Here is an 11,895-nt window from a genome sequence, read left to right as displayed (position 1 = left end):
ATCAGTATGTGTTTAATTTGGTAAAAACAAAAGATTAACGGAGGATTATCATGACAGAACATTACAAAGATCCAAAACTTAAGATTTTTTCCTTAAGTTCAAATCGCCCTTTGGCTGAGAAAATTGCGGCTGACGTTGGTGTGGAGTTAGGGACCCTTTCTTCATCCCAATTCAGTGACGGTGAAATCAAGATCAACATCGACGAAAGTATCCGCGGTTGCCACGTTTACGTCATCCAATCGACAAGTTCTCCGGTAAACGACCACTTGATGGAACTTTTGATCATGATCGATGCTTTGAAGCGCGCGAGTGCCAAAACGATCAACATCGTTTTGCCTTATTATGGCTATGCCCGCCAAGACCGCAAAGCACAATCACGTGAGCCGATAACAGCGAAATTGGTGGCGAATATGATCACTAATGCTGGTGCTGACAGATTGTTGACACTTGATATGCATGCTCCTCAAATTCAAGGTTTCTTCGATATCCCGGTTGATCATTTGTTGGGAGCTCCGTTATTGGCAAGCTACTTCTTGGATCATGAAGTTTTGCGTGATGACGTAGTCGTTGTTTCGCCTGATCACGGTGGCGTGACAAGAGCCCGCAAACTGGCTGAATTCATCAAAGCTCCAATCGCCATCATCGACAAGAGAAGACCGAAAGCGAACGTTGCCGAAGTCATGAACATCATCGGTAATGTCGAAGGTAAAAAATGTATCCTGATCGACGACATGATCGATACTGCCGGCACAATTACATTGGCTGCCCAAGCATTGCAGGATGCAGGCGCGTTGGATGTCTATGCTTGCTGCACACATGCTGTATTATCAGGTCCAGCAATGGATCGCATCAACAACTCCGTAATCAAAGAATTGATCGTTACTGATTCGATCAATATCCCAGCTGATAAAGTCAGCGAAAAAATTGTGATGGTTTCTGTTTCCCAATTGATTGCTGAAGCAATCAAACGTATCCACGAAAACCGCTCAGTAAGCCCGTTGTTCCAAGAAAAATTCGTAATCATCGACTAAGAATCCGATGGTTGAAAAAAGTCCTCCATTGGAGGGCTTTTTTGTTTGGGTTGGTTGTTGTTTCCTGCTGTGGGCCAGGGCTGCCGGAAACCATGGATAACTCAAAAGAATTCATGGTTTTGAGCCCAAGTTGGTCTGAAACCATGAATAACTCGAAAGAATCCATGGTTTTGAGCCCAGATCAGTGCGAAACCATGAATAACTCGAAAGAATCCATGGTTTTGAGCTCAAGTTGGCCTGGGCTCTGCGACAACAGATAGAACTTGTTTCCCGGGTGGCTCAAGTTCTAAAAGCGAACAAAATAAGACGCGCAAATAAGCAGGTAACCGCCCGTTCATTGCACGTTGCGTTAGTGCAGCTCCTTCACGAATTAGGATAATATTCATCAAATGAAATAACGCCCGCGGTTTTTCCCCATCACTTGAAATTCTGACTTCAGTATATTGCTTATGCGATTTTGATCGCCGACACCACACCAGTCCGTGATACGGCTTGCTGTAATTTTATCATCCGGAAATAAAATGCGGAAATCGGATATGCTCGTTCTGATGGCTTCGTTTATGTTTATTTTCTTTCCGCATTCGCCGCAAATCTGATGTTGGCCTCTAAATGTATCTTTTAGCGCTCCGCAAGCTGGACAGGGGACACCTTTTTTCATGTTCTCGTAGTGATATTCTGGTATCTTGAAAGAATAATTGGGATCGTGAAGAGCTACGAGTGAATCTGCAAGTCTGTATTGTTCGGCAGTTATTCCAGTGGTTTTGGGTATATTCCGGAAATGTCCGGGAATTTGACTGGGAAGGATATAGCTTGTTTCATTTGGAGCACCAACCAAGGTGAATTCGGGATTTACGAAAATGACATAAGCTTCCACTCTTGTCTTAAATCCCATCTCCGACAGCAAGAATTCCAATCGCACTTTCGTTCTCTGCAGTTGCATGGATGGATTCTCCAATAAAAACCCGGATGATTTTATGAAGGATCCTTTTCCCCACTGATGCATACCTTCATAATTCTTGATTTCGTAGAGGTTGATCATATCTGAGAAAATCAAGAGGGCATCAATCTGGAAAGGGGATTCCCTGACTTCCAACTGAAGATCGTTCAAGATAATGCAATTTTCACTGAGTGGCTCGGTGTGTACGTCAAGTCCGCCTTCACCCCCGAATCCCTTCTTTCGATTGATGAACCGATAATAATCGGCCTTCCCAAGATGGGTGCGCGTGTGCAATATCTCGTAGATGCGCAGAAGCTTTGGTTTTGTTCGTTCTTTGTATGCGATAGGAATCCCTCCTGATATGAGTCGTCAAATAGAGCATACGCGGATTCTTATAAATGCCTTTCGGAGAGAATATAAGTTGCTGTCGCTTGCTTAGTGACGGGAGTAATCCATGCCTGCGAGTACGATTGTCATCTGTGGCCTGAAACCATGGATAACTCAAGAGAATTCATGGTTTTGAGCTCAAGTTGGCCTGAAACCATGGATAACTCGAAAGAATTCATGGTTTTGAGCCCAGATAAGTGCGAAACCATGGATAACTCGAAAGAATCCATGGTTTTGAGCCCAAGTTGGCCTGAAACCATGAATAACTCATAAGAATCCATCTTTTCGCCCCCGTAACCCCGTAACCCCGTAACCCCGTAACCCCATAAACACCAAACCCCACATCACCGAAACCCACAAACAAACAAAAAAACACCCGTCGTCCCCAAAATGGGACTGACGGGTGTTTGAGATCGGATTCGATTATTTTGCGTCTGCTTCCAGGCTGGCGAATCCTTCTTCCAACACTTTTTTCAAGGTGTTAGCGGATAGATCCATTTTTTCCTGTTCTGCATCAGACAAAGGAATTTCGATGATGTTGCGGATACCTGAACGGTTGATGACTGCCGGCACGCCGATGAAGATATCTTTGTGGTTATATTCCCCATCCAGATAGACGGATAAAGGCATGATCGCATTTTCGTCATTCAGGATCGCTTTTGTGATACGGGCTAAGGCTACAGCGATACCATAGAAGGTCGCTCCTTTTTTCTCGATGATTTCGTATGCGGCATCGCGCACTTTGAAGAAGACATCGACTAAAGCTTTTTCATCGACAGCAGAAGTTTGTTTCACCCATTCGTAAATCTGCAGGCCACCAACGTTAGCGTGGGACCATACAGGGAATTCGGTGTCGCCGTGTTCCCCTAAGATATAGGCGTGAACATTACGCGTATCTACACCTACTAGCGCAGCGATGCTTTGGCGGAATCGAGCGCTGTCCAGGGAAGTACCGGAACCGATGACGCGGTTAGCAGGAAGTCCTGAGAATTTCCAAGTTGCATAAGTGAGGACATCCACTGGATTGGATGCTACCAAGAAGATACCGTCGAATCCGCTTGCCATGATTTCTCCGATGATCGACTTGAAGATACGCAGGTTTTTGCTTACCAGATCCAAACGTGTTTCGCCAGGTTTTTGAGCAGCTCCTGCAGTTAATACAACGATATCAGCGTCGTGGCAATCTGCGTAGGATGCTGCATAAATTTTCTTGGGTGAGGTATAAGCTAAAGCGTGGGAAAGGTCAATGGCGTCTCCCTCTGTTTTTGCTTTGTTGATATCGATGATACCCAACTCATGACCAATATTTTGTGTAACCAATGCAAACGCATAGCTCGATCCTACGGCGCCGTCACCGACTAAAATAATTTTTTGACCTGTATTTCCACTCAATTCTGCCATTATAATGCTCCTCTCGCTATTTGCTGGTTCTATTATAACACTAATCAAGGGTGATTACTCTTTGGGCCTATCCCGCTCAGCAAAGATTTTCAGAACCAGCGATGATTGCGCGAAAGTGATAGGAAGTGAACAACCTGTGAAATATTATATAAAAATATTATAAAATAAAACGCTGTTGTTTTCAATGGGCAATTGCGATTTTGTTCACAATAATTTTAGCGGGTCCCACTCCTATTTCTTACGATTATCCGATGATTGTGGTATACTGTTCGAAAGCAAACTGTTCGGAGGACATCCGTGCGGCCTTTTTTGGCGTAAAAGAGCAGAAAGCACACGCTTGCGCGCCTGCTAACATAACTATGACTGGAAACAATAGGGGAATATAAATGAAAATGATCGTTGGATTGGGGAACCCAGGTCCTAAGTATACCGATACGAAACACAATGTCGGCTTTATTGCTTTGGATGAATGGGCTTTTCAGAATAAAGAGAAATACAATAAAAATAAATTTGAAGCGGTATACATAGAAACGACCGTAAACGGTGAAAAAGTTTTATTCGTCAAACCGCTGACTTTCATGAATGATTCGGGAAGAGCTGTAAGGCCGCTGATGGATTACTACAGCATCCCGATCGAAGATTTGGTTGTCGTGTACGATGATATGGATATGCCGGTAGGCAAAATAAGGCTTCGCCAAAAAGGTGGAGCTGGCGGACATAACGGCATCAAAAGTTTGATCCAGCACTTAGGGACACAGGATTTCAACCGGATCCGCATCGGAGTCGGAAGGCCCCAACATAATATGACGGTCATTCAGCATGTGCTGAGTCCTTTTCTGAAGGACGACCACGCCGAAATGTTGCACTCCGTAAAAGAAAGCGTGGATGCGATCGATCATTTCATTAAAGGGAACAATTTTTTGGAGACAATGAATCAATTCAATAAAAAAGGTTAGGTTCAGCTTCAGCTGGACCTCTTTTGTGTCTGCCGCAACCTGCATAGGTGAATCAAGATGAAAGCGATAACCTTTTTTCTGCAGAACATACCATGAACGAGGAGAATATTCATGAAAGAAATAGAGAAATATTTGAAAAAAACAATAAATATACAGACCGTATTATCTGAAATCAATGCAGAATTGCCACAGTTGATAGCTGGGCTTTCCGGATCAGGCCGCAATCTGTTGACGAATATCCTGTTCGAAGAATTGCAGAAACCGGTCATCGTCTTGACCCCCAATCTGCTACAAGCGACCCAAGTGTATGAGGACATCAGTCAAATGGCACCCGATGTTCCCATCCATATCTTCCCTGTGGAGGAATCGGTCGCGGCGGAACTGGCTTTCTCATCGCCGGAATACCGCAGCCAACGGGTCGAAACGTTGGATTTTCTCAAGAGCGGCAAAAAAGGGATCGTCGTGATTCCGGCTGCCGGATTCAAAAAGATCCTCTCTCCAGCTTCAATCTGGGAAACGCATTGCCTTGATTTTTCCATCGGCATGGAGTTGGATCTGGACAGCCTGCCTGAAAAGTTGGTCGCAATGGGCTATACCCGTGAACGGATGGTTGCCAGCCCTGGTGAGTTCAGCATACGCGGGGGCATCATCGACATCTATGCCCTGAACGAAGAGAATCCATTGCGATTGGAACTGTTCGATACCGAAATCGACACATTGCGCTATTTTGATGCCTACACCCAAAAGTCCAGCGAATCTATCGAAACTGTACGGATTTTGCCGGCGCATGACACGATCTTCACGAAAGCGGAGATAGCGAAACAGGCCAGCGCGGTAGCGAAAAAGGCTGAAAAGGCCATCAAAGGCATCAAAAATGAAGAAGTCAAAGCAAGCATGACACGTGTATTCGCCGAGCTGACGGACAATATGAAGCGCGGTGAACTATCCAGAGATCCGCAACTTTACACAAGTTTGGTCTATCCGGAACAGCCTACGGTTTTGGACTATATCTCCGAAGACGCGTTGCTGATCGTGGACGATTACAGCCGTATCCTTGAGGTTGAAAGGACAATCGAAAGTGAATCATCGGAATGGAAGCTGGCCAAAGTGTCGGAAGGCGTGTGCCTGCCTTCGCAGGATTTCAGCGCCGATATCCGCGAAGTAATCAAAAAATCCAAACAGCATCGCATCTATTACGCGCTGTTCCACAGAGGATTCGGAAATATGCGGTTCCACGGAGTTTATCCTTTCCAATACCACACGCTGAATAATTTCTTCAGTCAGATGCCGCAAGTCAAATTGGAAATGGAGCGTTGGCTCAAGCAGCATATGACGGTTTTCGTGATGGTCCCTTCTGCCGAACGTGCCGAAAAGGTGCAGCGGATATTCGCGGATTTCGGCATCCATAGCTACATCAAAGGCAACGATCCGTTTATCGAGAATAAAGTGAACATCCTGGTCGGCGGAATGGCGAACGGATTTGAATTGCCGCAGGAAAAAGTCGTGTTCGTCACCGAAAAGGAACTTTTCAACAAAGTTACGAAGAAGCAACCGCGCCGCCAAAAAATGACGAATGCGGAGAGATTGAAGAGTTACACGGAACTGAATCCTGGTGATTACGTCGTTCACGTGAATCACGGGATCGGTCTCTATACAGGCATGGAAACAATCGAAGTCGGCGGCGTCCACCAGGATTACATGTCGATCGCCTACCAGGAAGGCGCCAAATTATTCATTCCTGTGACGCAAATCCATTTGATTCAAAAATATGTGTCTTCCGATGCCAAAACGCCTAAAATGCACAAGTTGGGTGGAACGGAATGGGCGAAAACGAAAAAGAAAGTCGCCTCGAAAATCGAAGATATCGCCGATGAACTGATCGAGCTTTACGCCAACCGGGAATCCGAAAAAGGATACGCCTATCAACCCGATACGCCGGAGCAACTCGACTTCGAAAATGCCTTCCCATATACCGAAACCGACGATCAACTGCGCAGCACCGCTGAAATCAAGGCGGACATGGAGAACGTCAAACCGATGGATCGCTTGCTGGTCGGTGATGTCGGATACGGCAAAACGGAAGTGGCGATGCGCGCCATCTTCAAGGCGGTGCAGGAAGGAAAGCAAGCCGCGTTTCTTGTCCCTACGACCATCTTGGCACAACAGCATTATGAATCGTTGACGCAACGGTTTGAAGAATACCCATTCGAAATAGGTTTGTTGAGCCGCTTCCGCACGAAAAAACAGCAAGAGGAAACATTGGCGGGCATCCGCAAAGGCACGGTCGACATCGTCATCGGCACGCACCGGATCTTATCGAAGGACGTTGTGTTCGCTGATTTGGGATTGTTGGTGGTCGACGAGGAGCAACGTTTCGGTGTGAAGCACAAAGAGCGCTTGAAACAGATGAAAGCCTCTGTGGATGTCTTGACGTTGACGGCAACGCCGATCCCGCGCACCCTGCATATGTCGATGCTGGGGGTCAGGGATCTCTCCGTCATCGAAACACCACCGGCAAACCGCTATCCGGTTCAGACATATGTCATGGAACAGAATAACGGAGCCGTCCGGGATGCGATCGAAAGGGAATTGGCCCGCGGAGGTCAAGCCTTCTACCTCTACAATCGGGTGGAAACGATCGAGAAGAAAGCCGAAGAGATCCGCGAGCTCGTCCCTGATGTCCGGGTCGCAGTGGCGCATGGCCAGATGACCGAAGTCCAGCTCGAGAATGTCATCATGGATTTTATCGAAGGCCGCTACGATGTGCTTGTCACCACAACCATCATCGAAACGGGTGTGGACATCCCGAACGTCAACACACTCTTCATAGAAAATGCCGACCGGATGGGATTGTCGCAGCTCTACCAACTGCGCGGACGTGTCGGCAGAACGAATCGGATTGCCTACGCCTATTTGATGTATCAGCCGAATAAAATGCTGACTGAAGTCAGCGAGAAAAGACTGCAATCCATCAAGGAATTCACGGAACTGGGTGCAGGCTTCAAAATTGCCATGCGTGATTTGTCGATCCGTGGAGCAGGGAACCTTTTGGGTGCGCAACAACACGGTTTCATCGACTCGGTCGGATTCGATCTGTACTCCGAGATGTTGGGAGAGGCAGTTGCGGTCAAACGAGGCCTGAAAGCGAAAACGAAGCGTTCCATCGTCGAAATCGACTTGAGCATCGACGCGTACATACCTGCCGATTATATAGAGGATGAGCGCCAAAAAATCGACTTCTACAAACGAATCCAACGCATCGATGGCGTGGCTGATCATGATGAAATCGAAACCGATCTGATTGATCGCTTCAGCGATTATCCGCAAGAAGTATCCGATCTGTTGGAGGTTGGTCTGATCAAAAATTATGCCGAAAAGAGCCAAATCGAAACGATCAAACGCCAAGGCGAGACGATCATCATCACCTTTTCCCAGGAAGCGACAGTCCGCCTTCAGGGGCCGGCTGTGTTTGAAGCGCTCAGCAAAATCCCGCTGAAGGCGCAGATCAATCTGAATAATGCCAAATTGGTTGTCAGCCTGGTCATCGGGAAATTACCGAACCGCCAATGGCTGCATCATCTCAATGCGTTCGTCAAAGCGTGCGTAGCCGAAGCGGATGACACTGCGGGAGAAACTGATGGAAAATAATCGCTTGAAGCAGATGATGAGGGGGGCCTTATTGTTGTCTTTGGCTGCTTTCATCAGCAAGGTACTCAGCGCAGTCTACCGGGTGCCGTTCCAGAATATGGTGGGAAATACAGGCTTCTATGTCTATCAGCAAGTCTATCCTATCTATGGCATCGGTATGACATTCGCGTTGTCGGGCTTTCCGGTATTTCTTTCCAAGATGATTGCGGAAACGCCGGATAGCGGGACCCGCAGAATGATGGTGAAGCGCAGCCTGGTCATAATGGGCGTCTTCGGCTTCATCCTGTTCATGGGTATCTATGGCTTTTCCGATCAACTGGCGCTGCTGATGGGGGACCCTGACTTGAAACCAATTTTGCAGTCGGTATCCTGGATGTTTTTGTGGATGCCGATACTGGCAACGTTGCGGGGGTACTTCCAAGGCAACTACCGCATGGAACCGACAGCAATTTCGCAGGTATCGGAACAACTGGTGCGTGTCGGTGCGATCCTTTTTGCGGCTTATCTGTACACGAAAACAAAAGGCGACCTTTATGCGATGGGCGCAAATGCCATGAGCGGCGCGACTGTCGGTGCGGTCCTGGGCAGTCTGATCCTGTTGGTTGCCTATTACAAAGAAAGGCGGAATCATGATTCGCCAGCGCTTGATGGGCGACACTTGAAACAAGAGGAGCCCGCCGTACAATGGGGGCGCCTGATCCGTCGCTATGCGACTGAAGGGGCGACGATTTGCTTGCTCAGCGCGATTCTGGTCCTGTTCCAGCTCATCGATTCGTTTACGCTCTACAACGGCTTGCTGGATGGCGGTACAGCCAGCGAATTGGCAAAAAATGTCAAGGGCATCTATGACCGTGGCCAACCGCTTGTTCAGCTGGGCATGGTTGTGGGGACCGGGTTTTCGGCCAGCTTCATTCCGATGATGAGCCAAGCGCATGCACAAGATCGCCTAGGCGAATTCACCCGATCCGCAGTGTCTTTGCTGCGGATGACAAGTGTCTTTTCAGCAGCCGCGGTGACGGGATTGTTGGCTATTTTACCGAACGTCAACAATATGCTCTTCGGGGACCGGGAAGGCATCGCGGTTTTGTCTGTATATATTTTGGCCATTTTTGCGGCTTCAGTCATGACCGCCTATCATTCCATCCTGCAAAGTTTGGGTCAGTACAAGATTTCCTTGCTTGCCCTGGCAGCGGGTCTTGCGGTCAAATTCTTCGGCAATCTGCTGTTGGTGGAACCGTTGGGGACGATGGGGGCAAGCATCGCTTTGATAGCCGGTCTTGGTGCCATGTTGCTGGTGCTTTGGCTAAACAGTGAATGCGCCTTGCGGGAAGTCTGGTTCAGGGATCACTTTTTCCTCAAACTTATGGCTGGCTGCGTTGTCCTTTTTGTTACGGTTGGGGCGATGCGGATCGGTCTGGAAAGGTATCTCTTCACGGATGGAGGCCGGCTGACGGATTCCGTGATAGCTGCCGTGACGGTTTGTGCTGGTGTCGGCATATTCTTATGGTATATTCTAAAAGTGAGGCTCTTTACTTTGCGGGAGTGGATCAGTATTCCGTTCGGGAAAAAACTGCTGCGTAAACTGCCGGTTAAAACGAGCGACTTAAAATAGGAAAGATTTCCAGAAGGAGAAATATATGGGTAAAATTGAAATAATGGGGCTTGGAGCCGGAGAGTTGGAACAACTGCCGTATGGCGTATACAGTCGATTGCTGGCAGCTGAATTTGTCCATCTGAGGACCAAAGAGCACCCGGTCGTTGAGAATCTGAGGGCTGCAGGCGTGCAGTTTGAAAGTTTTGATGACATATATGAATCGAAGGATAATTTTGATGACGTATACCGTCAGATTGCGGATTATTTATTGGAAAAAGCAAAAACGCAGGATCTGATTTATGCAGTGCCGGGACATCCAATGGTTGCGGAGGATTCCGTCAAGCATCTGCTGCAGAACGAGTCGGGAATTGAAGTGGAAATCGTTGGAGGGAAGAGTTTCATCGACGATTTCTTTCAGGCGGTAGCCATCGATCCGATCGAAGGCTTCCAATTGTTGGATGGGTTGACCTTCCACCAGGACCAGCTGAGCTTAGGCAATCACCTGATCATCATGCAAGTCTTCAATGAATTTGTGGCCAGTGATGTTAAATTGAAGCTGATGGAGAAATATCCGGATGAGCACCAAGTGGCCTTGGTCGATGCGGCAGGGACAAAGATGCAGAAAGTGACCTGGTGCCCGTTGTACGAGATGGACAGGCTTGAGGGAGTGCATAACTTGCTTTCTTTGTATGTTCCACCGCTTGAGACAGATGAGCGCACCAAAAGCTTTGAGTTGACCCAAGCCTACATGGATGCCATCGTAGAAAAAGATGTTTGGGTGCAATCGCAGACGCATGAAAGTCTGTTGCCCTATCTGAAGGAAGAATGCGAAGAAGTGGCCGAAGCGATCCAGAACGATGATATCGATAACCTGATCGAAGAGTTGGGTGATATTCTGCTCCAAGTGTTCTATCATGCCTCATTCGGCGAGCGGGAAGGCTTTTTCACGATGGAAGATATCCTGGAAACATTGAACAAAAAATTGCGCAGACGTCATCCGCATGTTTTTGACGGGGTGAAGGCTGATACGATCGAAGAAATCGATAAGATGTGGCAAGCGATAAAAGCAAAAGAAAAGGGGAATTCCGATGAGACTAGATAAATTTTTGAAAGTATCCCGCTTGATCAAACGCAGATCAGTAGCCAAAGAAGTGGCGGACAAAGGGCGCATCCTGATCAACGGCAAGCAAGCAAAATCGAGTTCGACTGTCAAAGCAGGAGATGAAATGACGCTGCAATTCGGGAACAAAACCGTCGTCGTGCGCGTCGACAAAATTGTGGAAACGACCAAAAAGGATGAGGCGCAGGAAATGTATACCCTCATCAGCGAAACGGTTGCACCCAGAACGGAAGAAAATCGCTTCTGATGATGCGAAAGGCCATGGACAATCCGCGCTGTTTCTTCTATACTTTTACATGAGTAAAACTATTCGGAGATAATGCGGGTGTGGATGTTTTCAAGGAGGCGATCAGGGTGAAGGAAAAGACGAAGAAAAAGACAGCTGACAACGTAACCGTGATGCAAAATGATTTTACGAAGGCGCAGCACAGTCAGAAACGTATATTTCAGAGGGAAAAAAAAGCCCATATGAGAAGATTGTCCCTGATTTTTTTCTTCGGTGCTGCCTTGATTGTGCCTTGTCTGTGGAAAACAGTCGGAAACTGGCTGGAAATCCGCAATTTGGATGCGGCCATCGCGTTGGCCAAAACAGAGAAAAAGCAGGCTGAGGACGAAAATACGCAATTGACCTATGAAGTCAAATTGTTGCAGGATGATGAATACATCGCCAAACTGGCGCGGGGCAAATATTATCTGAGCAAAGATGGCGAGATCATCTTCAGTTTGCCTGAAGATAATCAGACAAAAATGGCCGAAAAACAGGGAAATGCAGCAGATTCGGATTCGTGAATCTAGCTATGAATAAAAATTCTATTTTTTTC

The 11,895-nt window shown here is 47.3% G+C and carries 9 protein-coding genes; 7 read left to right on the top strand and 2 right to left on the bottom strand.

The features are described from left to right. Positions 1-50 precede the first annotated feature (50 nt). Positions 51-1,031: a ribose-phosphate diphosphokinase gene (locus C8U37_RS02475; protein ID WP_108031689.1), complete on the top strand. Its 981-nt coding sequence runs from the start codon at positions 51-53 to the stop codon at positions 1,029-1,031. Positions 1,032-1,416: 385 nt separating this feature from the next. Here the strand turns inward: C8U37_RS02475 and C8U37_RS02470 are convergent, their stop codons facing one another. Further along, positions 1,417-2,262 (bottom strand): nuclease-related domain-containing protein, encoded by an 846-nt coding sequence (locus tag C8U37_RS02470; protein ID WP_281257476.1) that lies wholly within the window; start codon positions 2,260-2,262, stop codon positions 1,417-1,419. Between the two features lie 516 nt (positions 2,263-2,778). Continuing rightward, positions 2,779-3,756, bottom strand: a complete 978-nt coding sequence (locus C8U37_RS02460; RefSeq protein ID WP_108031686.1) for an L-lactate dehydrogenase — start codon at positions 3,754-3,756, stop codon at positions 2,779-2,781. 386 nt (positions 3,757-4,142) lie between these two features. On the opposite strand from C8U37_RS02460, the gene pth reads away from it, so the two are divergent. The 6 genes from pth (at position 4,143) to C8U37_RS02430 (ending at position 11,863) form a co-directional block, all read left to right on the top strand. After that, positions 4,143-4,712, top strand: a complete 570-nt coding sequence (pth, locus tag C8U37_RS02455) for an aminoacyl-tRNA hydrolase (protein WP_108031685.1) — start codon at positions 4,143-4,145, stop codon at positions 4,710-4,712. A 111-nt stretch (positions 4,713-4,823) separates the two neighbouring features. Then, complete coding sequence (gene mfd / locus C8U37_RS02450) at positions 4,824-8,360, top strand: transcription-repair coupling factor (RefSeq protein ID WP_108031684.1); 3,537 nt, start codon at positions 4,824-4,826, stop codon at positions 8,358-8,360. Continuing rightward, positions 8,350-9,972, top strand: coding sequence for a putative polysaccharide biosynthesis protein (locus C8U37_RS02445; RefSeq protein WP_108031683.1), 1,623 nt, complete (start codon positions 8,350-8,352; stop codon positions 9,970-9,972). The genes mfd and C8U37_RS02445 overlap by 11 nt, the downstream gene beginning before the upstream one ends. Positions 9,973-9,997: 25 nt before the next feature. Beyond that, positions 9,998-11,056, top strand: a complete 1,059-nt coding sequence (locus C8U37_RS02440; RefSeq protein WP_108031682.1) for a MazG nucleotide pyrophosphohydrolase domain-containing protein — start codon at positions 9,998-10,000, stop codon at positions 11,054-11,056. Next, positions 11,043-11,321 carry an RNA-binding S4 domain-containing protein gene (locus C8U37_RS02435; protein ID WP_086942198.1) on the top strand — a complete coding sequence of 93 codons (279 nt, stop codon included), beginning with the start codon at positions 11,043-11,045 and terminating at the stop codon, positions 11,319-11,321. The genes C8U37_RS02440 and C8U37_RS02435 overlap by 14 nt, the downstream gene beginning before the upstream one ends. Before the next feature lie 107 nt (positions 11,322-11,428). Next, a complete protein-coding gene (locus C8U37_RS02430) occupies positions 11,429-11,863 on the top strand; it encodes an FtsB family cell division protein (RefSeq protein ID WP_211306102.1) in 435 nt (144 codons plus the stop codon). The last annotated feature ends 32 nt before the right edge of the window (positions 11,864-11,895 follow it).

Source organism: Trichococcus patagoniensis, from assembly GCF_003051085.1.
GTDB classification, from domain to species: Bacteria; Bacillota; Bacilli; order Lactobacillales; family Aerococcaceae; genus Trichococcus; species Trichococcus patagoniensis.
Note: the sequence above shows the minus strand (reverse complement) of the source record. Positions and strands in the feature narration are given on the sequence as shown.